17 protein-coding genes, 1 pseudogene and 1 riboswitch are annotated in these 24,352 nt (G+C 45.4%); of the genes and pseudogenes, 11 read left to right on the top strand and 7 right to left on the bottom strand.

Annotation, left to right across the window (positions count from 1 at the left end):
- The 3 genes from ACJ751_RS29780 to ACJ751_RS29770 form a co-directional block, all read right to left on the bottom strand.
- Positions 1-2,097, bottom strand: a 2,097-nt coding sequence (locus ACJ751_RS29780) for a PKD domain-containing protein (RefSeq protein WP_407749188.1), incomplete at its 3' end; no start/stop codon positions are given.
- A 517-nt stretch (positions 2,098-2,614) separates the two neighbouring features.
- On the bottom strand, positions 2,615-3,031 hold the full coding sequence (locus ACJ751_RS29775) for a hypothetical protein (RefSeq protein WP_407749187.1): 417 nt from the start codon (positions 3,029-3,031) through the stop codon (positions 2,615-2,617).
- A gap of 32 nt (positions 3,032-3,063) precedes the next feature.
- Positions 3,064-4,572, bottom strand: coding sequence for a carboxypeptidase M32 (locus ACJ751_RS29770; RefSeq protein ID WP_407749186.1), 1,509 nt, complete (start codon positions 4,570-4,572; stop codon positions 3,064-3,066).
- A gap of 485 nt (positions 4,573-5,057) precedes the next feature.
- Here ACJ751_RS29770 and ACJ751_RS29765 point away from each other — a divergent pair, with 485 nt between their 5' ends.
- The 5 genes from ACJ751_RS29765 to ACJ751_RS29745 all read left to right on the top strand — a co-directional run bounded on the left by ACJ751_RS29765 (position 5,058) and on the right by ACJ751_RS29745 (position 14,720).
- Positions 5,058-6,029 carry a ribonucleoside-diphosphate reductase small subunit gene (locus ACJ751_RS29765; protein WP_407749185.1) on the top strand — a complete coding sequence of 324 codons (972 nt, stop codon included), beginning with the start codon at positions 5,058-5,060 and terminating at the stop codon, positions 6,027-6,029.
- Between the two features lie 85 nt (positions 6,030-6,114).
- Positions 6,115-8,484, top strand: a complete 2,370-nt coding sequence (locus ACJ751_RS29760; protein WP_407749184.1) for a ribonucleoside-diphosphate reductase subunit alpha — start codon at positions 6,115-6,117, stop codon at positions 8,482-8,484.
- 311 nt (positions 8,485-8,795) lie between these two features.
- A riboswitch (cobalamin riboswitch) is annotated at positions 8,796-9,010 on the top strand.
- A 159-nt stretch (positions 9,011-9,169) separates the two neighbouring features.
- Positions 9,170-11,479 carry a 5-methyltetrahydropteroyltriglutamate--homocysteine S-methyltransferase gene (metE, locus tag ACJ751_RS29755; RefSeq protein WP_407749183.1) on the top strand — a complete coding sequence of 770 codons (2,310 nt, stop codon included), beginning with the start codon at positions 9,170-9,172 and terminating at the stop codon, positions 11,477-11,479.
- Positions 11,480-11,594: 115 nt separating this feature from the next.
- Positions 11,595-11,978 carry an acyl-CoA thioesterase gene (locus tag ACJ751_RS29750; protein WP_407749182.1) on the top strand — a complete coding sequence of 128 codons (384 nt, stop codon included), beginning with the start codon at positions 11,595-11,597 and terminating at the stop codon, positions 11,976-11,978.
- Between the two features lie 246 nt (positions 11,979-12,224).
- The gene (locus ACJ751_RS29745; protein ID WP_407749181.1) at positions 12,225-14,720 is read left to right on the top strand and encodes a hypothetical protein; all 2,496 of its coding nucleotides are present in this window, start codon (positions 12,225-12,227) and stop codon (positions 14,718-14,720) included.
- 72 nt (positions 14,721-14,792) lie between these two features.
- On the opposite strand, the gene ACJ751_RS29740 is transcribed toward ACJ751_RS29745, so the two are convergent.
- Complete coding sequence (locus ACJ751_RS29740) at positions 14,793-15,368, bottom strand: hypothetical protein (RefSeq protein ID WP_407749180.1); 576 nt, start codon at positions 15,366-15,368, stop codon at positions 14,793-14,795.
- Between the two features lie 138 nt (positions 15,369-15,506).
- On the opposite strand from ACJ751_RS29740, the gene ACJ751_RS29735 reads away from it, so the two are divergent.
- From ACJ751_RS29735 to ACJ751_RS29715, 5 genes are all read left to right on the top strand, one after another.
- The gene (locus tag ACJ751_RS29735; protein WP_407749179.1) at positions 15,507-16,604 is read left to right on the top strand and encodes a Nif3-like dinuclear metal center hexameric protein; all 1,098 of its coding nucleotides are present in this window, start codon (positions 15,507-15,509) and stop codon (positions 16,602-16,604) included.
- Positions 16,605-16,679: 75 nt separating this feature from the next.
- A complete protein-coding gene (locus tag ACJ751_RS29730) occupies positions 16,680-17,510 on the top strand; it encodes a zinc ribbon domain-containing protein (protein ID WP_407749178.1) in 831 nt (276 codons plus the stop codon).
- Positions 17,511-17,672: 162 nt separating this feature from the next.
- Positions 17,673-19,166 (top strand): hypothetical protein, encoded by a 1,494-nt coding sequence (locus ACJ751_RS29725; RefSeq protein ID WP_407749177.1) that lies wholly within the window; start codon positions 17,673-17,675, stop codon positions 19,164-19,166.
- Positions 19,167-19,258: 92 nt separating this feature from the next.
- The gene (gene recN / locus ACJ751_RS29720; RefSeq protein ID WP_407749176.1) at positions 19,259-20,917 is read left to right on the top strand and encodes a DNA repair protein RecN; all 1,659 of its coding nucleotides are present in this window, start codon (positions 19,259-19,261) and stop codon (positions 20,915-20,917) included.
- A 47-nt stretch (positions 20,918-20,964) separates the two neighbouring features.
- Positions 20,965-21,777, top strand: coding sequence for an enoyl-ACP reductase (locus tag ACJ751_RS29715; protein ID WP_407749175.1), 813 nt, complete (start codon positions 20,965-20,967; stop codon positions 21,775-21,777).
- Between the two features lie 373 nt (positions 21,778-22,150).
- Here ACJ751_RS29715 and ACJ751_RS29710 read toward each other — a convergent pair whose 3' ends face one another.
- Complete coding sequence (locus ACJ751_RS29710; protein ID WP_014221625.1) at positions 22,151-22,372, bottom strand: DUF2795 domain-containing protein; 222 nt, start codon at positions 22,370-22,372, stop codon at positions 22,151-22,153.
- A 245-nt stretch (positions 22,373-22,617) separates the two neighbouring features.
- On the opposite strand from ACJ751_RS29710, the gene ACJ751_RS29705 reads away from it, so the two are divergent.
- Positions 22,618-23,268 carry an ABC transporter ATP-binding protein gene (locus tag ACJ751_RS29705; protein WP_407749174.1) on the top strand — a complete coding sequence of 217 codons (651 nt, stop codon included), beginning with the start codon at positions 22,618-22,620 and terminating at the stop codon, positions 23,266-23,268.
- Between the two features lie 38 nt (positions 23,269-23,306).
- Here ACJ751_RS29705 and ACJ751_RS29700 read toward each other — a convergent pair whose 3' ends face one another.
- Positions 23,307-23,867 (bottom strand): cob(I)yrinic acid a,c-diamide adenosyltransferase, encoded by a 561-nt coding sequence (locus ACJ751_RS29700; RefSeq protein ID WP_407749173.1) that lies wholly within the window; start codon positions 23,865-23,867, stop codon positions 23,307-23,309.
- Positions 23,868-24,135: 268 nt separating this feature from the next.
- A pseudogene (locus ACJ751_RS29695) lies at positions 24,136-24,352 on the bottom strand (macrolide ABC transporter ATP-binding protein); the annotation flags it as partial.

Here is a 24,352-nt window from a genome sequence, read left to right as displayed (position 1 = left end):
TTCGTATTTGCTAATGTTTTTTGGGTCGTTGGTGGAGGTAATATTAAAATTGGCATTCTTACAAACGCTTACATTTACCGAGAAATTAGCTATCTCTTTAACCAATTTAACCGTTTCGGCATACGTGCTGCTACACCCGTTCTGAGTTACTGTAAGTGTAACCGGATAATCCTGGTTAAAGCCTGGAAACGTAACCGTTGGGTTTTGTAAGGTAGAACTGCTGGGCGAGCCAGTACCAAATGACCATGAATAGCCTGGGGGATTTAAAGGATCAGGATCAATTATTGAGGTATCTTTAAACGATACTATCAGGCTGCCACAGGTAAGTATAGGTCTGAATTTAGCAATCGGTGGTTTAATATGAACCGGTAGGCTAAAGTTCATGGAGGGGCAGCGGTTGTTGAACGCAGTTAATTTAACTATGAATGTCCCTGAATCTAAATAAATATGTGCAGGGTTTTGTTGTTTCGAAGATCCACCATCGCCAAAGTCCCATCCCCAGCCATTTACATCGGAAGATGGGGTTGATTGATCTGTAAATTTGATTATTTCCGAAGCACAGGCATTGGCATTCGATACAATGAAGCTGGCGGTCGGCGGCGTTCCTACCTGCACTCCGTCTGATACTATGTCTGTTACTGAACATCCTCCATTAGTAGTAATGGTAAGTTTAACTGCATATTTGCCTGTTGTGGTATAGGTGTGGGACGGACTGGGGTCTGCGCTTGTAACCACGGTACCATCACCAAAATCCCAGGAATAGGTAGCTATGCCATCTACGGAAGTAACATTGGCGGTGGGCGTGTAAGTAAAGGGCACACAGCCACCGGCTTCTCCGCTCGTGATCTTTACTGTAGGAGCTACTATTTGAATTACCGCTGGTTTGGTGATCTTCCCTTCACAACCTTCCTTATCCGTAAAAACAACTGACACATTGTAGTTCCCAGCTGAATTATACTGATGGGTGGTGGGTGAGCCTGTTCCAGAGCTGCCATCACCAAAAAACCAGATCCATTTCGTAATAGGTGCAGGAGAAGCATCCTGAAAGGTTACGTTTAATGGCGGTTTACAGGCCGCTGCATTCGTAACTGTAAAATCAATATTGGGACTGGGCTTTATAAATAACACTTTTACTGCCGAGTCTTTGCACCCTGAGTAAGAATTATACAACTTTATAGTATAATTCCCTGGTAGGGGGTAAATGGTGCTGTCGTCGGTATTGCTTGATTGAATGCCGTTGCCAAAATCCCAAAGCGTTTTTAGCGGCTTTACGGAGGAATTATTGACGAACCATACTTTTGAGTTCTGGCATGGTGAATCGATTACTTTAATGTCGGTAGAAGGACCATCAAGTACCACCGGTTTGGTGATCGTGCCTGAACAACCAAATTCACTGGTGGCTGTAAGGGTTACATTATACGTGCCGGTAGCAGCATATGTAGTGGAAGGTGCGCTTTGGGTGGAAGTATTGCCATTGCCTAGGTCCCACTGAAAGGTCATGTTACCCGGCCCGCTCGATTGATTAATGAAATTAATATTATAGGGAGCCTGGCAGGAAGCCGCTTTGCTATTGTCGAACCCAGCCTTAACACCCGATACTATACGAATATATCTACCATAGCTGGCTGTGCTTTTACATCCCGTACTACTGGTTACTGTAAGTGTAATAGAATAAAAACCAGTACTGGTGTAATTATGGCTGGGATTCTGGTCTGTTGATTTGCCGCCATCTCCAAAGTCCCATTGCCAGGATACAATATTGCCTGCCGGAGATGTGCTGCGGTCTGTAAACTGAATATTTACCGGCACGCAACCTGTTGTAATGTTTGAAGTAAAGCCGGCCGAAGGGGAAGGGTAAACCGTAATGTAGTTTGTTTTGGTAATGCCCGTAGTTCCATCGGCATTGCGTACTACCAACTTTACTGTATAAGTGCCGGGCTGATCAAATGTTACTCCGGGGTTTTGCGTGTTGGACAGCGTACCGTTCCCGAAATCCCAGTTCCAGAATTTGGGGTTACCGGTAGTTAGATCTTTAAAATATACGCCTAAAGGCGCACAACCTGATGTTGGAGACGTAGTAGTGAAGTCTGGTGACATTGGTTGTGCAAAAGCGTGCAGGGAGAATAAAAGCGCAAATGGTAAAAAAAGCCACGTTCTCAATAGGGATAGCCGGTTTGCCCATGCAAACCGAACCGGCATAAGAAACCGGTTACCACAAGGTGTCAGTACAAGTTTACTCAAGTGCAAAACTGTTTTATGGTTTACTAGGCAGTAATACCCTTATCTGAACAAAAATGGCCATACCCAATGCAAACCTTATTCCCGGCAAATTATACTTCGTATAGGCGAAACATAATGTAACCACTTGTATTTGCATAGCACAAATGACCAGTTCTTAACCAGTTGTTGGGCAAACGGTTTTATCAGGGGTATGCGGATTGTAGTCTGAAGTATTAAATAGGATATTCAGGGGCTGAAGCCTGATCGTTCAAAAAGTTGCCGGTTAAAAGGAAGGAGTATATTGGTTAACCCCGACTTGCCGGGGCAAGTGATTGCGTCAACTTATTAGTACGAAAAAAATCCAAGCCTCGTTGGGATAAAGTTGTTTCTGGATCTATTTTTTGCGTAATATCAAAAGTTTAATTCCGTCTGGTGTTGACATCTCTGCTTTCACATAATCCCAATCACTGTCTTTGATCTTCCACAAGCCGTTTAATTTTTTCAATGGATCAGTGGCCGTTGGAAAATCTGATTCTATAGTATAATCAGACACGTTGGGCGCCCAGGTTCCATTAGTATTGATACTGTTTGCAGTACCAATTAGAGTTCCATCTTCATTAAATTTGAACCGGTAGTCTAAAAACTGGCTGGAAAGATTGTTGCTGCCTTCAAAGTACTGTTCTACGACCCATTCCCCATGTGTAATGGCATCCATTACCATGTCCTGCACTTTTTTCTCAATTGCTTTTTTGCAAGACACAGTTAACAGGGCCAGGCACCCTACCACGATCAGAGGTTTAAGTATTCTCATAGTTTCAGACGTTGGCGCTTACCATTCAGATATTAAAATTTGTAAATATCTTTGTATTTACCAAGTAAGTAGCCAGTAAAATATTCAATATTCAGGGTTTCCCCGCATATATCTTTGCACAATTCCTCACTTGTAAAGCGCCGTCCTTTCTGGTGTACCGCATTTCGTAACCATTGCAGCAAAGGAATCGTATTGCCCTGTTTTATTAGTCCGTTTAAATCTGTAATTGACTGATTAGCATATGAGTAGAACTGCGCGGCATAATAGCTTCCCAAACTGTAGGTGGGGAAATAGCCAAAACTGCCATGGCTCCAGTGTACATCCTGCAGGCAGCCCTGTTTGTCGCCTGGTACTTTTACGTTCATTAAATTCAGGTATTGCTCGTTCCAGTAACCCGGAATGTCTTTTACGTTCATGGAGCCCCCGATGAGCAGTTTTTCCAGTTCGTACCTGATCATGATGTGAAAATGATAGGTAAGTTCGTCAGCTTCCGTGCGTATCAACGACGGTTCTACCTTATTAATGCCCTTATAGAACTGCTCAACGGAAACCTTGCCCAGTTGTTCGGGAAAATACGATTGTAATACCGGCAGCCAGCGTTCGCAAAAAGCCCGGCTACGGCCAACATGGTTTTCCCATAAGCGCGATTGTGACTCATGAATAGTATAGGAAGCCGGTTCGCCCAGCGGTAACCCATATTCGTTCAACGGTAAACCCTGTTCGTACAGGGCATGGCCCGCTTCATGAATACAGCTCCACACCATATTACTAAGGTCATTTTCATCTATACGGGTGGTAATGCGTACGTCCTGGCTGTTGAAATTGGTGGTGAAGGGATGTTCGGAAATATCCTGGCGGCCGGCTGCCATATCATACCCCAGTTCTTTCACTACCTGCAGGCCAAACTGCCATTGTTTATCCTTGTTGAAATGCTGGCGCAAAAAACTATCATCAACTGGTGGCTGCGCGGCAATTTCCCCCAACAGTTCTTTTAATGGTTGCTGCATGGCCGAAAACACCCCATCGAGCAATTGAACGGTGGCGCCTTTGTCGTGATCGTCGAGTAAGGCATTGTAGGGGTGGTGTTCGTATCCCAGCATATCGGCTTCCTGTTTTTTTAATTCAATCAGGCGGGCCAGGTCGTTGGCAAAAATGGAGAAATCATTTGCTTTGCGGGCTTCCATCCAGCTGTGAAAACTTTTATTTACTGCCTCGGCCAGCGTACGCACAAAGGATGAGGGGAATTTCTTTTGTTTGGAATAATCCAGCCATGTCAATTCCACATTTCTTTTTTCATTGGCTGACAATTTATCACCTGACAACAACTCCTGCAGCAGCGCGCCCAGTTTTTCATCAGTGAAATGCTTGTGGGCAATTTCAGAAAGGGTGGCAATCTGCTGTCCACGGATAGGCGCTCCCTTGGGTGGCAGGTAAGTTTCCTGGTCCCACTGCAACACAGCGGCGGCATAGCGCAGATCGGCAATCGTTTGCATCCCCTTTATATATTCCTCGTACAGGGATCTGGTAGCTGTATTTGTCATGCTGGATGAAATTTATATTTAATTACAGGGTGCGAAAGTCGGTAAATTATACCATACCCAAAAACCACCACTATATTAAAGTATATGGTGGGAAAAGGTAAGTGGAACGTTATCCCCATTCCGGTTGTAACTACTTCTATTTCCATTGCTTGCAAGGATTTGGCCTTATGTGGAACATACCCGGTATTCAATTGCATGTAACCTTGATGATAAAACTATTAACACCCTGTGAAGAACTGTTTTGATGATTTTTTCACAGGGGTATTACTTTCGTAGAGGTTCTTATTAATAATTTGTTACGGTGCTGACTGAATGACATCATACCAATCAGTCAAACCCAGGAGACCTGCCGGTAACAAAGTATGTTTGGAACTTTCCCGATAAGGTACTGGCAAATGATTAATGCTTCAGCATTTCACGTGAAGTTATGGGGTTGCTGTCTGCTGTCGTGCCGCATTTTTAACATTCTAACCACTATAGTAGTCATGCAGACCGAAAATGAAGTGTTGTTACAGGAAAACAAGGACCGTTTTGTTATTCTTCCAATAAAATATCCCACAATATGGGAAATGTATAAAAAGCATGAAGCCAGCTTCTGGACGGCTGAGGAAATTGATTTAAGTGGCGACCTGAAAGACTGGGCTGCGTTGAATGATGGCGAGCGTCATTTTATTTCACATGTACTGGCCTTCTTTGCCGCCAGTGATGGTATTGTGAATGAAAACCTGGCAGTGAATTTTATGAGCGAAGTGCAGTTGCCCGAAGCGCGCTGCTTTTACGGTTTTCAGATCATGATGGAGAACATTCACTCAGAAACGTATGCATTACTGATAGATACATATGTTAAAGATGTTAACGAAAAAGACAGGCTGTTCCACGCCATCGATACTGTACCAGCTGTTAAGAAAAAAGCGGAGTGGGCATTGCGTTGGATCGAACAAGGGAACTTCGCCGAACGTTTAGTAGCATTTGCAGCAGTAGAAGGTATTTTCTTCAGCGGTAGTTTCTGTTCTATTTTCTGGATGAAGAAAAGAGGGTTGATGCCCGGTCTTACATTCAGCAATGAATTGATTAGCCGTGACGAAGGATTGCATTGCGAATTTGCCTGCCTGTTATACAGCATGCTGAATACCAAACTAACACAGGAGCAGGTGTTCGATATCATTGGCGATGCCGTACGTATTGAAAAAGAATTTATCACCGAAGCATTACCGGTTGACCTTATTGGAATGAACGCCCGGTTAATGCAACAGTATATTGAATTTGTTGCCGACAGATGGTTGGGCGAACTGGGGTACCCCAAAATGTTCAACGCCACCAATCCGTTCGACTTTATGGAAATGATCTCGCTGCAGGGTAAAACCAACTTCTTTGAAAAGAGGGTGGGCGATTACCGCAAAGCCGGGGTAAATAATAGCAAAGAGTCGCAACAGTTTTCCCTTGATGAAGATTTCTAAGGAGATCGCAAAGGCCAGAGCGTAAAAAATCCAGCATCCCGAAAGATCGGAAATATTATTTGATAGCACTATAAACTCCATTGACATGAACGTATTAAAAAGGAACGGGAAAAAAGAAACAGTAAAGTTCGATAAGATCACGGCGCGTATTCAGAAACTGTCGTATGGATTGAGCCCGCTGGTTGATGTGATAGAAGTAACAAAAAAAGTAATTGAAGGTATTTATGATGGGGTTACCACCAGCGAGCTGGATAACCTGGCTGCTGAAACAGCCGCCTCCTTAACTACCAAGCATCCCGATTATGCATTGCTGGCCTCACGTATAGCAGTGAGCAACCTGCATAAGAATACCGAGAAATCATTCTCAGCAACCATGAAGCGGTTGTATGATTATACCGATTCAGCTACAGGCCGTAAAATGCCTTTGCTGGCCGATGACGTAATGGAGATCATCGAGGCCCATGCAGAGTTGCTGGATAGCTCTATTATTTACGACCGCGATTTCGGTTTTGATTATTTCGGTTTTAAAACACTGGAGAAATCATACCTGCTGCGGATAGATGGCGTAATTGCCGAGCGCCCCCAGCATATGTACATGCGCGTATCGATCGGTATTCATAAAGAAGATATTGAAAGCGCTATTAAAACGTACAACCTGATGAGTGAGCGCTGGTTTACCCATGCCACGCCTACTTTATTCAATGGTGGTACGCCCAAGCCGCAAATGTCATCCTGCTTTTTGCTGACCATGAAAGACGACAGTATCGATGGTATTTACGATACGCTGAAACAAACAGCTAAAATTTCACAAAGCGCCGGTGGTATCGGTTTATCTATTCACAACGTACGCGCTACCGGTAGTTATATAGGTGGCACCAATGGCACCAGCAATGGTATTATACCCATGTTACGCGTGTTCAACGATACTGCCCGTTATGTTGACCAGGGAGGTGGCAAACGCAAAGGCGCCTTTGCTATTTACCTGGAACCCTGGCATGCCGACATCGTAGAGTTCCTTGATCTGCGTAAGAACCACGGAAAAGAAGAAATGCGCGCAAGGGACCTTTTCTATGCGCTGTGGATAAACGACCTGTTCATGAAACGCGTGGAATCGAATGGCGACTGGAGCCTGTTCTGTCCCAATGAAGCGCCTGGTTTAGCCGACACATTTGGCGATGAATTTGAAGCGTTGTACAATCGCTATGAAGCAGAAGGCCGTCAACGTAAAGTGATAAAAGCACAGGACCTGTGGTTTGCCATTTTAGAAGCGCAAATTGAAACCGGTACGCCTTACATGCTGTATAAGGATGCGGCCAACCGTAAGAGCAACCAGCAGAACCTGGGAACCATCAAAAGCAGCAACCTGTGTACAGAGATCCTGGAGTATACCAGCGCTGATGAAGTAGCCGTATGTAACCTGGCTTCACTGGCATTGCCCCGCTTTGTAAATGAAGGAAAGTTCGATTTCGATAAATTATACGAAGTAACCTACCACGCTGCACGTAACCTCAATCGCATCATCGATAATAACTATTATCCGATCGAGGAAGCAAAACGTTCAAACATGCGTCACCGCCCGATCGGGTTAGGCGTGCAGGGTTTGGCCGATGTGTTCATCCTGCTGCGTTTACCTTTTGAAAGCGATCTGGCAAAAATGTTGAACAAGAACATTTTTGAGACCATTTACTATGCAGCCATGACAGCCAGCAAGGATATGGCGATAGAGCAAGGCCCGTATGAAACCTTTGCCGGTTCACCCTTATCAAAAGGACAATTCCAGTTCGATCTGTGGAATGTAGAACCATCAAACCGGTACGACTGGAATGCATTACGTGCAGAAGTAATGAAACATGGCGTGCGCAACTCCTTGCTGGTAGCGCCCATGCCAACCGCTTCTACTTCACAGATCTTAGGTAACAACGAATGTTTTGAACCCTATACATCAAACATCTATGTTCGCCGGGTATTGAGTGGTGAGTTTATCATTGTAAACAAACACCTGTTGAAAGACCTGGTACAACTGGGTCTTTGGAACGAAACCATGAAGAATAAGATCATTGTTGCTAACGGTTCTATCCAAAGTATCAATGAAATACCTGCCGAGATCAAAGCGTTGTACAAAACCGTATGGGAAATAAAACAACGTCATTTGATTGACATGGCGGCCGATCGCGGCGCATTCATTTGCCAGTCGCAATCGCTGAACCTGTTTGTTGATAATCCAACTGTGGCCAAACTTACCTCCATGCACTTCTATTCATGGAAAGTGGGTTTGAAAACAGGGATGTATTATCTGCGTACACAGGCAGCTTCCCAGGCGGTGCAGTTCACCGTTGAAAAACAAGGCAGCCGTCAAATGGAGCCTGTAGTACCTAAATCAGGTGAAAGCAACGATGAGATAATAGAAGGCCAGGTGTGCACTATGGAAGAAGGTTGCGTTACCTGCAGCTCATAGTCTTCACAGCTCGAATATATACCAAGTATTGAACACAGAGAGCCTCCATAAGGGGGCTCTTTTTTTATGTGTTGGTTGTTTGAAAGTTATGTAGCCCCAGGGTTTTCTTAAGGTCCTCTTAGGGTCTTCTTAAGCTCATCTTAGGGTTTAAACCCTAAGATGACCTAAGGATAACCTTAGGATAACCCTAAGATGACCCTGGGATGAAACATGGGTAAGACATCCTTAAAACGACTTAGCCAATTGGGTCAGCCTCCAGCTGACGGATTGGTTACCTGTTTATTTCCTTATATTTGCACTTCAGTTCTTTACTTTAACACTTGTTTTTAGGTTTCTCTTCTGACCTGAACGGGAGAAAATTAAAAAGGAACCGTGTGAGAATCACGGGCTGTCGCGCAACTGTATGTTGTAGTGGGGTATAGCCTCACAGCGCTGCATAATAAGCCACTGTATCAACCTCAATGGTATGGGAAGGCATGTAGCAAAACAACGAGCCAGGATACTTGCCTGAAAATTGAGACCAATGCTTTCGCGGTTAAAAAGCAGCAGTCAGGAACAGTTGATCACCTCACTTTGCACCTCACATTGTAACTGTTTCTCTCTAACACTTTATCACGAAAGCATACACATTAAACGTAAAGACATTAATACTATTCATTAATGTTTCTCAAAATGTTTTATGCGTATGCTAACACACAATCTTGGGTTCCCCCGTATTGGGGCGCAACGCCAGTTAAAAAAAGCCAGTGAACAATACTGGGCAGGTAACATTACCAGGTCTGAATTATTTCTTACCGCTAAAAAGATCAGGGAAGAAAACTGGTTATTGCAAAAGCAGGCCGGTATCGACATGATACCCTGTAACGATTTCAGCTTTTACGACCAGGTGCTGGATATGTCGTTGCTGCTGGGCGCTGTTCCGCCCCGTTATACGCCTGTGGCAACCGATATCAAAGAAAATACAGAGATTGATCTGTATTTCGCCATGGCCCGCGGTTATCAGCAACAGGGCCTCGATATCACCGCCATGGAAATGACGAAATGGTTCGATACCAACTACCATTACATTGTGCCTGAATTTACAGCCGGCCAGCAGTTCCGCATACTGAGTGATAAGCTGTTCCATGAATTCAACGAATGCCAGCGCGTAACCGGTACTACGCCTAAACCAGTTTTGATTGGGCCTGTTTCATATTTATTGTTAGGGAAAGAAAAAGACAACCAGCCCTTTGACCGGATTGACCTGTTAAAGCAGTTGTTACCTGTATACATTGAGGTGTTGAAGAAACTGGAAGAGAACGGCGCCATCTGGGTGCAGATAGATGAACCCTTCCTGGCAACAGATCTTACCGATAAACAAAAGCAGGCATTTGAGTATGCATATAAAGAGATACGCAAACAATGCGGCGACCTGAAAATATTGCTGGCAACTTACTTTGAAGGCTTACAGGAGAACACAAACCTGGCCGTGAACCTGCCGGTATGCGCCCTGCATATTGACCTGGTACGGGCGCCACAACAGGTGGATGAAATAGTAAAAGCGCTGCCACCCAAACTGTCATTATCGTTAGGAGTGGTAGATGGCCGTAACATCTGGAAGAACGATTACAGCAAATCACTGGCCCTGATAGAGAAAGCAAAAGCAGTCATCGGAGAGGATCGCCTTATGCTGGCGCCTTCCTGTTCCCTGTTGCATTCGCCTGTTGACCTGGAAGGTGAGACTGCGTTAGATGCCGACATTAAAGACTGGATGGCTTTTGCCAAACAAAAGCTGGATGAGATCAATGATCTAAAACAAATAATGGCCGGCAATAATGAATTGTTGAAGAAAAATACAGCCATCATAGAAAGCCGCCATAATTCAACCCGCATTCATAAGAAAGTGGTAAAAGACCGGGTGGCTGCTATTAAAGATGCCGATGCAGCCCGCACGAGTGAATTTACCTTTCGCCAGCACATCCAACAGCAAAGGTTTCATTTACCATTATTCCCCACTACTACCATTGGGTCGTTTCCGCAAACAGAAGAGATCCGCCAGTTGCGCGCTAAATTGAAAAAGGGCGATCTGACGCAACAACAATACGAATCGGAAATAGAAGAAGCAACCATCTCCGCCATTCGCGTACAGGAGGAAATTGGGTTGGATGTACTGGTGCATGGTGAGTTTGAACGCAATGACATGGTGGAGTATTTTGGCGAACAGCTCGATGGCTTTCTGTTCACTAAGAACGGCTGGGTACAAAGCTATGGCAGCCGTTGTGTGAAACCACCGGTTATTGCAGGTGATGTAAGCAGAACCAGTGATATGACCGTTCGATGGAGCACCTTTGCACAGGCACAAACCAACAGGCTGATGAAAGGGATGCTTACCGGCCCCGTGACCATATTGCAGTGGTCGTTTGTACGGGACGATCAACCGAGATGGCAAACCGCATTTCAGATTGCCCTGGCCATCAGAGATGAAGTGGTGGCGCTGGAAAAAGCAGGCATCAAAGTAATTCAAATAGATGAGCCGGCTATTCGCGAAGGATTGCCATTGAGAAAGAAGGATGGCCCGGCGTACCTGGAATGGGCGGTAAAAGCATTTCGCCTCTCGGCCAGTGGGGTAAAGGATGAAACCCAGATCCATACCCATATGTGTTATAGCGAGTTCAATGATATTATGGAACACATCGCCAAAATGGATGCCGATGTGATCACCATTGAAACAAGCCGGTCGCAAATGGAGTTGCTGGAAGCCTTTGCCCGGTTCAAATATCCGAATGAAATAGGCCCCGGAGTATATGACATTCACTCCCCACGGGTACCCACAGTGGAAGAAATGACCTATTTGCTGGAGAAAGCAGCCGCTTTATTGCCGGTTAAAAACCTATGGGTAAATCCTGACTGCGGGTTAAAAACCCGCCGCTGGACGGAGACCATTGCCGCGTTGAAGAACATGGTAAAGGCCGCGAGTGAAGCGAGGGAGAAAGTACAACAACCAGCATTACTCTAAGTAAGACCACTTTCATTTTAAGTTTCAGTTACAGGTTGCAGGTTACAGGGATATCCAGGGTTGGCGCCCTGTAACCTGTAACCTGAAACCTGTAACCCTTTTAACATAGCAAACAATGACCATCGAAGAAAAGATCCAACAATCCGAAACCCGGATATTCAAGGCCGTATTTCCCAACACCACTAACCATTATGATACATTGTTTGGTGGCACTGCCATGGCATTAATGGATGAAGTAGCATTTATTTGCGCCACCCGTTTTGCCCGCAAACGAATGGTAACGGTTTCCTCCGATAAAATTGATTTTACCAGGCCCATACCCGCCGGCACTATCATCGAGCTGATTGGCAAGGTTATTCATACCGGTAAAAGCAGTGTGCGGGTGCAGGTTGAAATATATATTGAAGAAATGTATTCATTTGAGAGGGAAAGAGCCATCAATGGCACCTTTACGCTGGTAGCCGTGGATGAACACAAGCGGCCGGTGCCTATTGTGTAAGGCAGACGGCAGACAGCAGACGGCAGACGGTTCGCGAGATTTGAGATTAATCAGAATCTTGCATCGCCGGGAATCATCTTTGCCTTCTGCCCTTTGCCTTCTGCCAAAGAAAATAGAGAAAACCGCCAATAGACGGCAATCCAGATTAAAAAGGAATAATATGAGGGTTCTTTAACATTTCATAGACAAAAAATTATCAATTTTAAGCTATGAAACCCATTAATTTGTTTAAAGTTAAATTGCCCCATGAATTGCACCCGATTTTATAGATCCCTGATTGCTCTGGCTTTACTATTTTCCGGTTTAGGGGCCGGCTATGCTCAACAGATCGATTCAATGGTGAACCTGTACGGAGAAAGATATCCGCAGGAAAAGATATATGTTCACTTTGACAAACCGGCCTATAATACCGGTGAAACCATCTGGTTCAAATCGTACCTGTTTGCTGGCATTGTGCCCTCGCCCATAAGCAAGAACTTTTATGCCGAGCTGCTCGATCAATCGGGCAAGGTGTTACAACAGAAGATACTACCCATTTATGAAGGCTCTTCCGCGGGGAGTTTTGACCTGCCGGCCAATTCACCTCCCACAATCGTTTTCAGGGCCTATACAACCTGGATGCTTAATTTTGATACCACCTTTCTTTTCAGCAAAACCATTCGCATTCTGAATAAAACCGTTGCCGTTGCACCGGCTGCAACTGCCGCAACCACGCAGGGCGGGGCCAAACAAACAGGCGCCAAACAACCTGCTGCAACTGCGGCTGCCAGCAGCAACCCTGCATCAGCCGTTACCCTGCGGTTTTTCCCCGAAGGCGGTGATATGGTAACCGGGCTTGAATCGGTAGTAGCAGTTAAAGTAACCGACGAATTCGGATTGCCGGTTTCTGCAGAGGGTGCTATCAAAGACAACACAGGCGCCACCGTAACAACTTTTGGCACCGTGCACGATGGGATGGGGCGCTTTCCGATAGAACCCCAGGCCGGTAAAACCTATACGGCCGAATGGACAGATGAAAAAAAGCAAACGCATAAAACGCCATTGCCTCCGGCCAAACAAACGGGTGTAACGTTGCAATGCGCTTCTACTGGTAGCCGCGAGGCGTTTATAATAAGAAGGTCACAGGATGCAACAGACGATTTAAAAACCCTGTACCTGTTGGGTTATTTCAACTCTCAGGTAGTATATAAAGCACGGCTGAACCTGCAGCAGAATTTTATGGTGAGCGGTTCCATTCCCCTGGAAGGTATTCCCACCGGCATGTTACAGATGACCCTGTTCGATGCTAACTGGAAGCCGCTTGCAGAACGCATTAACTTCGTAAATAAAGAAGATTATTTCTTTACTACCCGGGTAGTGCCTATTTCAAAAAGCACCGAGCGCCGCGCAAAGAATACCCTGGTAATCGATGTGCCTGATACGCTGAGATCGAACCTGAGTATTTCAATAACCGATGCAGGATTAACAAAGGCTGATCCTGATGCCGATAACATTGTATCGCATTTGTTATTAAGCGGCGACCTGCATGGTTATATTCATAATCCTTATTATTACTTAACCGGTAACGACGATACCGTTCGCGCGCACCTTGACCTGGTAATGCTTACCAATGGCTGGCGCCGGTTTAAATGGGACGATCTGGCCGCCGGTAAATTGCCTGTTATAAAGTTTCCACGCGAGAATTATTTATCACTCAGCGCCACTTTAACGGGCGTGCAGCCCAACCAGGTTCCAAAGAATACCCAGATCAACGTGTTCCTGCAGGCAAAAGATTCTTCGCGTCAGTTGTTCTTTTTATCAATTGACTCAACAGGTAAATTTCAACAGGATGGGCTGGTGTTCTTTGATACGGTAAGTGTGTTTTATCAGTTTAACAACAACAAGTTCCTGGCTAATAAATCCGTTGTTAATTTCAGTAATGGAACGCATAAAGTCCCCTTTGTTGTAAAACCCGATTCTGCCTGGCGCGTGCCCATGCCTATTGACACAAGCCTGTTGAGCAGGGGTAAATACTTTGCCAGCGAAGCAGAACGGATAAAACCTGAACTGGAGAAAAAGGTAAAAACGCTGGAAACGGTTACCGTAAAGGCGAGAACGAAATCGAAGCAACAAATAATGGATGAGAAATATGCCAGTGGGTTATTCTCGGGCGGCGATGCCACTTCATTTGACCTGACAGAAGATGTGTCGGCATTGGGTGCAATGAACATCTTTACTTACCTGCAGGGTCGCGTGGCCGGTTTGCAGATCAGTACCGGCGGCCAAACGTCATTACAATGGCGGGGCGCTACACCTTCCCTGTTCTTAAATGAAATGCCGGTTGATGTATCTGCCATTGAAAACATTCCGGTTTCCGATATCGCCTATGTGAAAGCATTCCGTCCCCCGTTCTTTGGTGCAACGGGTGGTGGCGCCGGCGGCGCTATTGCTATCTATACCAAAAAAGGCGGCGATGTTACCTCTAATACTTCCAACATTGGGGGGCTCGATAAAAGCAGGCTTACCGGTTATGCGCTGCCTAAAGAGTTCTATTCGCCCGATTACAGCAAGGAAGTAACCAATTCCGATCTGCCCGATATTCGTCCTACTTTATTCTGGCAGCCTTATCTTCTTTTCGATAAGAACAATCATAAAACAACCCTCACTTTCTATAATAACGATGTGTCAAAACGCATTCGCATTATTTTGGAAGGTATAAATGAAGAAGGTCAGCTGACAAGAGTGGAGAAAATTATCGAATAAAGTTTATCTAATGATAATAAAAAAAGCAGCTCCATTCGGAAGCTGCTTTTTTTTATGTCGTGAATCGGCAATCTAATTCTTCAATATAGTGATCGTCTTATTAGCATCATGCCCCTTGATAGCATTTGAATCGGGCGGTGGTGGCGGTAACTTATGATTATAAGTAATAACAAACTTCGAGTACAAGTCCATCATGGGACTTGCAAAGTGCATGGCATCACCTTCCGTGGGAGTAATGAGCCCATCTAATATCAGCGTATCGCTGTCGGTCATGGGTTCAATTTCGAAGGTATAGGTGTAAGCCAGCTTGGGATTGGGTTTGGTGATCTCCAGGTCGTAAAAGGACTTGTGATCGTACGTGAGGAACAGCGTGATATTACCGTATGCCTTGCTCATGGTATCCTGGGTAACGCCATCCAGTACTTTTTTCAGTGGTACCGAATCCGACGACATCATCCACACACTATCGTACATTACTTCTTTGGGGTCATCGGCCAGGTATACCTGCATTTTCTTTACAATAGAGTCCTCTGTGCTTTTGAAAACAATGGTATCGTAACTGGCCGGCTTTGGTTTACGTCCAAGCCAAAAGTACATACCTGCACCAATAATGACCATGATCAGTAAAATTATCCATGTTCCGCGCATATAGACTAGGTTGTGGTTAGCGACAATTATTCGTTTAAGGTAGCCAATCCATTGCAATTAACATGCCTTGATGTCATGAAAATATTTTGATAATACCTGGCCGGGGTTTCGCCTATCTTTGATTACAACTGGTGAATTATGAAAATAGCTGATATCATTGATCTGTTGGAAGCCGTGGCCCCACCCTCGTTGCAGGAAAGCTATGACAATGCCGGTTTGCTGACCGGTAACCCTGGCTGGGCCTGTACCGGCGCCCTTTGTACGCTGGATGCTACAGAAGAAGTGGTGAAGGAAGCCATGCAGCGTGGTTGTAACCTGGTAGTGGCGCATCACCCCATAATTTTTGGCGGCTTAAAAAAGATCACGGGTAAGAATTATGTAGAAAAGACAATAATAACTGCCATTAAAAATGATATAGCTATTTATGCTATTCATACCAATTTAGACAATGTAATAGACGGCGTGAGCGGTATGATGGCCGATAAACTGGGACTGAAGAACCGAAAGATACTGTCGCCCAAAGAAGCCACCTTAAAAAAGCTGTACACCTTTGTGCCGGTTGAACAGGTAGAACAGGTTCGGGCGGCCCTGTTTGAAGCTGGGGGCGGACATACAGGTAATTACAATGAATGCAGTTTTGGGGTAGAAGGTACGGGCACTTTCAAAGGCGGAGAAGGAACCAATCCCTTTGCAGGCCAACCCGGCGAACGGCATTATGAAAAGGAGCTAAAGATCGAAGTTATATTTCCGGGGTACCTGCAAAACAGCCTGATAAGGGCTCTGCGTACGGCCCATCCTTATGAAGAAGTGGCGTATGATGTGGTGAACCTGGCCAATACCCATCCCGGAATAGGGTCTGGGTTGGTGGGTGAATTGCCGGAAGCCCTGCCGGAAGCTGCCTTTTTGAACCAGTTAAAACAGGCGTTTGATCTGCCGCTTATTCGCCATACCGCCCTGCTGGGCCGGCCGGTTAAAAAGATAGCTCTGTGTGGCGGCGCAGGTAGTTTCCTGATTCCCAAAGCATTAGGGGTCGGGGCGGATATTTATATCACCGGGGATATGAAGTATCACGAGTTTTTTGATGCCAATGGCCGGCTGATTATTGCTGATATCGGTCATTTTGAAAGTGAGCAATTTACCATAGATTTACTGGCTGGGGTTTTGCAGGAAAAATTTCCTACCTTTGCCGTCCTTAAAACGGCTTTAAAAACCAATCCTGTATATTATTTTGTGTGATCCTGCCGATCCCGACAAGTCGGGAACGCTGAAGCCCCGACTGAGTCGGGATGCCGATAAAAGAAAATAATCGGCATGACACAACGAAATTTGAACAGGGCGGTGAAGCCGGGGACCTGCTACCATAAACAACAAACTATAAATTTCTTTATGGCTAACGTTAAAGATTACTCTGTAGAAGAAAAATTAAGCGCACTCGTAGGATTGCAGAAGGTTGAATCGAAGATCGACGAGATCCAGATCCTGAAAGGAGAGCTGCCCATGGAAGTGAGCGACCTGGAAGATGAAATTCAGGGATTGCATTCGCGCCAGGTGCGTATTGAGGAAGAGATCAACGGCATACAGGAGTTTATCAACCAAAAGAAAAATCTCATCAAGGAAGCTGAAGCCCTGATCAAAAAATACGAAAAGCAAAGCGAGAATGTAAAGAACAGCCGCGAGTTTGAGGCCATCAATAAAGAAATTGAGATGCAACAGCTAGAAATTAAGCTGGCCGAAAAACATATTCGCGATGCTAATGAAGAGATCGCTGAAAAAGTAGTGGTGCTGGATAAAGCCAAAAAGAACATCGCTACAAAAGAAGGCGTGTTAAGCACCAAGAAAGGTGAGCTGGAAAAGATCATCGCTACCAACGAAAAAGAAGAAAAAGCATTGAACAAACAGGCTTCTGAAGCCCGCGAAAAAGTTGAAGAGCGCCTGTTGTTATCATACGATCGTATTCGCAAAAACTACCGCAATGGTTTAGGTGTAGTACCTGTTGAACGTGATGCCTGCGGTGGTTGTTTTAACGCAATCCCCCCTCAACGTCAAAGTGAGATCCGTCAGCGTAAAAAGATCATCGTTTGCGAAAACTGCGGCCGGATCCTGGTTGACCGCGACCTGTTCGATTCAGTAGAAGTGAAATAAGAGAACATCAATATAATTAAGGAGCCCTCCCGACGCATCGGGAGGGTTTTTTTATTCCCTGTGACTAACTGCTTTAAATCTTTTGCTTTGCCTTGTACGCCGAATCCGCCGGCTGGCGGAGTAGGCGTGTGAGTTTGTGCCTTAACTCTGTATCTTGCAGCCATGAAAAGCCTGAGGCCAGCCTGGTTGGCAGTTTTACTGGTTTTATTATATGTGCCCTTACAGGCGCAAAAAGTATTTGATTTTAACGACCGCTGCAAACAGGCTTATCATGAAATCATTCAACTAAAATTGAATAACGGCCAGCAATTGCTGAATGTAGAAAAGACCCAGCACCCGAATAACCTCATCCCTTACTTTCTCGAAAATTATATCGACTTCTTTACCCTGTTCTTTAATGAAGACCCGGCAGAATTCAAAAAGCGGTTGCCTAACCGCGACACCCGCCTCGATCTGCTGGATGAAGGACCGGAGAATTCCCCCTTTCTGTTATTTGCGCGTTCGGTGATCCATTTTCAATGGGCGGCTGTACGAGTAAAGTTCGGCAACAACTGGGATGCAGGGTGGGAGTTTCGCCGCTCGTTTTTACAGGTAAAGAACAATCAGCAATTGTTCCCCAATTTTGCACCCAACAGCCTGTATGCGGGTACTATGCAGGCAGCTGCCGGAACTATTCCTGATGGGTATAAATGGTTAAGCAGTTTGCTGGGCATAAATGGCAATATAAATAAGGGTATGACTAAGTTGAGCTCCTTTTTGCAGGGAACAGATGAGTGGTCGACCCTTTTTCGCGATGAAGCCATTTTTTACTATTGTTACCTGAAATTTTATTTAGTGAACGATAAGCCCGGTGTTTTTCAGTTTATCGATCAGCAGCACCTCGATGTGGTGAATCACCATTTATTTGCTTACCTGGCAGTTAATTTAAGCCGCAACAGCCAGCAGGCCGAAAAAGCGGAGCAGATAATAACCGGATTAAATACCAGTCCTGCCTATCTGGCTATGCCCGTGTGGGATATGGAAATGGGTTATGCCAAAGTGCATCACCTTGACCCCGCCGCTGCGCCTTACCTGGAGCGCTTTATCAATACTTTTAAAGGCCGGTTCTTTGTAAAAGACGTATTGCAAAAATTAAGCTGGCATTATTACCTGCAGGGCGATGAGGCAAAAGCCAACTCCTGCCGGCAAAAGATATTGACCATGGGCACCACCGATTCGGAGTCTGATAAGCAGGCGCAAAAGGAAGCAACTACCAACATATGGCCCAACAAGTTGTTGTTGCAGGCGCGCATGTTGGATGATGGGGGGTATTTCAAACAGGCGCTTGCCCTGTTACAGGGTAAGAACACCGGACATTTTTCCCTGCCGGAAGAAAAGCTGGAATTTGCTTACCGGGCGGGCCGGTTGTACGATGACATCGGGAACGACAGTTTCGCCATCGTGTTTTATAAAGAGGCCATTGAACTGGGCGAACATCGTAAAGAACATTTTGCGGCCCGGGCAGCCCTGCAGATCGGATATATTTTTGAGCAACGTGGCGACAAGCAAACCGCTATCAGGTGGTTTCAGCGTTGTCAGAGCATGAAGGACCATGATTTTAAAAATTCGCTCGATGCAAAAGCAAAAGCGGGCATTGCGCGTTGTAAGAACGAGTAGCCGGCAACAGGCAACCATTCACGATGGGGATAATCCCATTATAATAAGTGCATGATCGCAGTTATATTTGTTACGTTCAAAAAGTAAGTACCGTGCTTAAAAAACTTTTCATCCAGAATTACGCTATTATTGACGAGATAGAGATCGACTTCTCGCAAAAGCTGAATATAATCACCGGGGAAACCGGCGCCGGTAAATCAATTTTAATGGGCGCCCTGTCATTGATACTGGGCGACCGCATTGATGCATCGGTGCTGCAGAGCCGTGATAAAAAATGCTATGTAGAAGGCACTTTTGAAATTGGCGAGAAGAAAGCCGTAAAAGCCTTTTTACGCGAACAGGACCTCGATGTGGAAGAAGAACTGGTAATTCGCCGCGAAATTGGCACTAATGGTAAATCAAGGGCCTTTGTAAACGATACGCCCGTAAACTTGGAACAGCTGCGCCAGTTAAGCTCCAAGCTGGTTGACCTGCATCGTCAGTTCGATACGCTGGAACTGGGCGAAAGCGATTTTCAACGGCAGGTGCTCGATGCGCTGGCCGGTCATGCCGATGTGCTGCAGCAATACCAGGGCGCCTATGCCCAATGGCAAAAGGCGCAACAGGAGCTAACGCAATTACAACAACAGAAAGACCAGTTCACCAAAGAATACGATTATAACAAGTTTTTATTTGATGAATTGCAAGATGCAGCCCTGACAGAAAACGAGCTGGAAGAGGCCGATGCAACGCTCAAACTGCTTAGTAATGCAGAAGGCATAAAATCCGCTTTAGGTAAAGTTGCCTATGAACTAAGTGAAGGCGAATCGCCCATGGTACAGCAACTGAAAACACTGTCCAACCAGTTGAGTGTGTTCAGTGATAACCATCAGGAGATGCCGGCGTTGGTGCAGCGGTTACTATCCGCCCAAATAGAATTGCAGGATATTGCCGATGAAGTGGAGCGCTTAAGTGATCAGGTGCAGTACGATCCTCAAAAGATAGAGTTACTTAATGACCGCATTTCAACCGGCTATAAACTGCTGAAGAAACACGGTGTACACACCACGCAGGAACTGCTGACGATCAAGGATTCGCTTGAGCAAAAACTGCAGGCAGTGCTGAATATCGATGAAGCCATTCAAACCAAAGAAAAAACAGCCCGGCAATTATTGCAAAAAGCCACCGAACTGGCAACGAAGCTAACAGCCAACCGGGTGAAGCAGGTGAAGCCACTGCAGGATAAAGTAAACAAATTATTAGCCCAGGTAGGCATGCCCAATGCCCGTTTGCAGGTTGAGGTAACCCCACTGGCCAATTTGCAAATAACCGGGCAGGATGATATTGAGTTCCTGTTCGATGCCAATAAAAGCAATCGCTTTGAGCCCATACGTAAAGTGGCGTCGGGTGGGGAATTGAGCCGCCTGATGCTTTGTATAAAATCGCTGGTGGCCCAGTCGCTTGATCTGCCCACGCTCATCTTCGATGAAATAGATACCGGTATTTCAGGGGAGGCCGCCAGGCAGGTAGGCATCATTATGAAAGACCTGGCCCGCAAACGCCAGGTGTTCAGCATAACCCACCAGCCACAAATTGCCGGGAAAGCAGATGCCCATTACTTTGTTTACAAAGAGATCAAAGGCAATTCCATTAAAACAAACATCAAACTGCTATCGCAGGATGAACGCATTACCGCCATTGCTAAAATGTTAAGCGGTGAAAAACCAACAGCAGCAGCGCTGGAAAACGCCCGTGAAATGGTGAACAATTAGTGGAAATGACGTTAATTTGCCGTTCCTAATTTAAAAATCAAAATTCTATGGCATATAACCTGCTTAAAGGAAAGAAAGGGATCATATTTGGGGCTTTGGATGAAAAATCAATTGCCTGGAGAACCGCCTTACGTTGTCATGAAGAAGGCGCTCAGCTGGTATTGACCAATGCACCGGTTGCCCTGCGTATGGGCGAGATCAATAAACTGGCCGAGGCGGTGAACGCCCCCGTAATTGGCGCTGATGTGACCAATATGGACGATCTGAAGAACCTGTTCGAAGGCGCCATGAAGCATTTTGGTGGTAAAATAGATTTCGTATTGCATTCAGTAGGTATGAGCCTGAACGTTCGTAAAAACAAGCCTTATACCGAAATAGACTATGGCTTTAACCAAAAGACATTAGATATATCGGCTATGTCGCTGCACCGGGTGTTGCGTACGGCCTGGGACCTGGATGCCATCAGCGATTGGGGCAGTGTGGTAGCATTAACTTATATAGCTGCACAACGCGTGTTCCCTGATTATAATGAAATGGCCGATGCGAAAGCATTGCTGGAAGGTGTTTCCCGCAACTTTGGCTATCACTATGGCGTAAAGAAAAAAGTTCGTATCAATACCATTTCACAATCACCAACGCAAACTACTGCCGGTAGTGGCGTAAAAGGTTTTGATGGCTTTGTTTCGTATGCTGAAAAAATGAGCCCGCTGGGTAATGCTTCTGCTGACCAATGCGCTGATTATTGCGTTACCCTGTTCAGCGACTTAACCAAAATGGTTACCATGCAGAACCTGTTCCATGATGGCGGTTTCTCCTTTACCGGAGTTACACAGGCTGTTATTGATCAAATGGGGAAGTAAGAATTAGAAAGTAAGATATTTTAAGGAGGGCTTCTTTGATAAGAGAGGTCCTCTTTTTTATTTTATGCTTTTTAGTTGACCAGTTGACCAGTTAACCAGTTAACAAGTTAACAAGTTAACAAGTTGACAAGTTAACGAGTTAACGAGGGAGAAGAAGGTTAGAAGGTATTAAGAAGGATGTTGATAACGTTGATAGGGTTGTAAGGGGACTGAGTGAAAAGAAAGTGATTTCCGATTCAGAAGTTACCTGGCCGCGACGCGGTTTACCGTTTCAGGTTTGCCGTTTCACGACTCAGGATACTGCCTTATCGGGGCCCAAAAAAACCGCCCGCTTTACAGCGACCGGTTTGCACTATTTTTTAGCCATGGGCTTTTAATACTCATCTTCATTAAAGAAGAAGTCATCCTGGCTTGGATAGTCCGGCCAGATGTCTTCTATACCTTCATAAATCTCACCTTCATCTTCAAGCTCCTGAAGATTTTCTACCACTTCAATGGGTGCACCGCTACGGATCGCGTAGTCAATCAGCTCATCTTTGGTGGCAGGCCACGGTGCATCTTCGAGATAGGATGCAAGTTCTAATGTCCAAAACATGTGGTTATCCTGTTTAAAGTTTTAAATCCACGAAACGTTACTAAATTAAGGGTCGGAGAAAAGTGCTACTCCCAGTTCCCTTGCCCTCAATTTTTCGCAAAAGTAACCCTCCTAATGAAAAAACCAAATCTATATTTGAAAGATAATGGAAGGAATTCTTAAAAAGTTTCCCCAAACGGGTACTATGAACGGGAAGCCAATGGTTTGTAGTATCTTGACGCCATATTAGAAGTAATTCACAACACATGTTAACAGCGACGAATATTCAAAAATATTATGGCCAGTTATGGGTTTTGAAGGGGGTTGACCTGGAAATAAAACAGGGCGAAATTGCCAGTATTGTAGGGCCTTCAGGCTCGGGAAAAAGCACGTTGTTACACATTTTAGGGACACTCGATAAGCCCGATAAAGGGGAAGTGGTGGTAGGCGGTGAACGCCTTAATTTCCTGAACGAGAAGCGGATGGCGGCCTTTCGGAACCAGCATGTGGGGTTTGTGTTCCAGTTTCACCATCTGTTGCCCGAATTTACCGCCCTGGAGAATGTTTGTATACCCGGCTGGATGGCCGGCCGCAGCAAAAAAGAAGTGAGTGACCATGCTTTATCGTTATTACAAATGTTGGGGTTAGAAAAACGCATCGATAATAAACCTAATCAGTTATCGGGTGGCGAGCAGCAACGGGTAGCTGTAGCCCGCGCCCTCATTAATAAACCTGCCATTATTTTTGCCGATGAACCTACCGGCAACCTCGATTCGGCCAATGCCCGCGAGCTGCATCAGCTGTTCTTTACCCTACGGCAGCAATTCAATCAAACCTTTTTAATTGTTACGCATAATGAAGAACTGGCACAAATGAGCGACCGCTTATTACACATGAAAGATGGCAAAATAGTGTAATAATAAAAACATATGCGTGCTGGTTATAACACTGTTTGTTAACTGATCCTGGGGCGCCACGGAATTTCTTCCACATTCATCTGGTGGCCGGTATAACGGGCCAGTACAAATAAATAATCACTGAGGCGGTTGAGGTATTTTAAAATAACGGGTTCCACTTCGCTTTCCTGGGTAAGGCGCACACAACACCGTTCGGCGCGGCGGCAAACGCAGCGGGCTATGTGTAATTGGGAAAGAACCGGGTGACCGCCCGGCAGTATAAAGCTCTTCATGGGGGGAATGCCCTCATTCATGCGGTCCATTTCCTTTTCGAGCAGGGTAATATCTTCTTCCTTCAAATCGGGGATGCGCATTTTAGGCTCTTTAACCGGGTCGCAGGCCAGGGAGGCATTCATGGTAAACAAGCGGTCCTGCACTTCAGCCAGCTGTTTGCGGGCAACTTCATCAGTAAGCAGGTCGCGGCATAAACCAATGAAGGAGCTTAATTCATCAACGGTTCCATACGCTTCAATACGCAGGTGCGATTTGGGAACCTTGGTTCCGCCAATTAATGAAGTAGAACCCTTGTCACCGGTTTTAGTATATATCTTTTGAGCCATAATTGTAAATGTTGGAATGGTGAATAGTGAGTGGTCAGTGGTGGGCAGGCAAAGGGCAGAGGGAAGGATCGGCAATCGGCAATCCTGAATCGTGAAACGTCAAACGTGAAACGTGAAAGGGTTCGCGAGAATGTAACGTTCCCTACTATTTTCATTTCTCCTTCCTTTCACCTCTTGTCCATTATCAACTATATCAACCCTGTAACCTCTATCAACTTCCAACTTAATACCTCCTAACCTTCCTCTACCTCGTTAACTTGTCAACTCGTCAACTTGTTAACTCGTCAACAACTACCTTCTGCTTATCGCTTTCAATCAACCCATCACGTAAACGCACAATACGGTTGGCATGATTCGCAATATCTTCTTCGTGTGTAACCAGTACAACGGTATTGCCAGCCGACTGTATCTGGCCAAATATCTGCATGATCTCTATAGATGTCCTGGTATCCAGGTTTCCGGTAGGTTCATCGGCCAGAATGAGC

Origin of the sequence: Niastella sp., assembly GCF_045805085.1 — a bacterium.
Taxonomy (GTDB): domain Bacteria; phylum Bacteroidota; class Bacteroidia; order Chitinophagales; family Chitinophagaceae; genus Niastella.
This window is presented reverse-complemented; position numbering and strand designations above follow the sequence as displayed.

Bases quoted from the DNA above. Each gene is read 5' to 3' on its own strand.
- ACJ751_RS29775 (WP_407749187.1), bottom strand. From the start codon at position 3,031: ATGAGAATACTTAAACCTCTGATCGTGGTAGGGTGCCTGGCCCTGTTA.
- ACJ751_RS29770 (WP_407749186.1), bottom strand. From the start codon at position 4,572: ATGACAAATACAGCTACCAGATCCCTGTACGAGGAATATATAAAGGGG.
- ACJ751_RS29765 (WP_407749185.1), top strand. From the start codon at position 5,058: ATGCAGACCGAAAATGAAGTGTTGTTACAGGAAAACAAGGACCGTTTT.
- ACJ751_RS29760 (WP_407749184.1), top strand. From the start codon at position 6,115: ATGAACGTATTAAAAAGGAACGGGAAAAAAGAAACAGTAAAGTTCGAT.
- metE (WP_407749183.1), top strand. From the start codon at position 9,170: ATGCTAACACACAATCTTGGGTTCCCCCGTATTGGGGCGCAACGCCAG.
- ACJ751_RS29750 (WP_407749182.1), top strand. From the start codon at position 11,595: ATGACCATCGAAGAAAAGATCCAACAATCCGAAACCCGGATATTCAAG.
- ACJ751_RS29745 (WP_407749181.1), top strand. From the start codon at position 12,225: ATGAATTGCACCCGATTTTATAGATCCCTGATTGCTCTGGCTTTACTA.
- ACJ751_RS29740 (WP_407749180.1), bottom strand. From the start codon at position 15,368: ATGCGCGGAACATGGATAATTTTACTGATCATGGTCATTATTGGTGCA.
- ACJ751_RS29735 (WP_407749179.1), top strand. From the start codon at position 15,507: ATGAAAATAGCTGATATCATTGATCTGTTGGAAGCCGTGGCCCCACCC.
- ACJ751_RS29730 (WP_407749178.1), top strand. From the start codon at position 16,680: ATGACACAACGAAATTTGAACAGGGCGGTGAAGCCGGGGACCTGCTAC.
- ACJ751_RS29725 (WP_407749177.1), top strand. From the start codon at position 17,673: ATGAAAAGCCTGAGGCCAGCCTGGTTGGCAGTTTTACTGGTTTTATTA.
- ACJ751_RS29715 (WP_407749175.1), top strand. From the start codon at position 20,965: ATGGCATATAACCTGCTTAAAGGAAAGAAAGGGATCATATTTGGGGCT.
- ACJ751_RS29710 (WP_014221625.1), bottom strand. From the start codon at position 22,372: ATGTTTTGGACATTAGAACTTGCATCCTATCTCGAAGATGCACCGTGG.
- ACJ751_RS29705 (WP_407749174.1), top strand. From the start codon at position 22,618: ATGTTAACAGCGACGAATATTCAAAAATATTATGGCCAGTTATGGGTT.
- ACJ751_RS29700 (WP_407749173.1), bottom strand. From the start codon at position 23,867: ATGGCTCAAAAGATATATACTAAAACCGGTGACAAGGGTTCTACTTCA.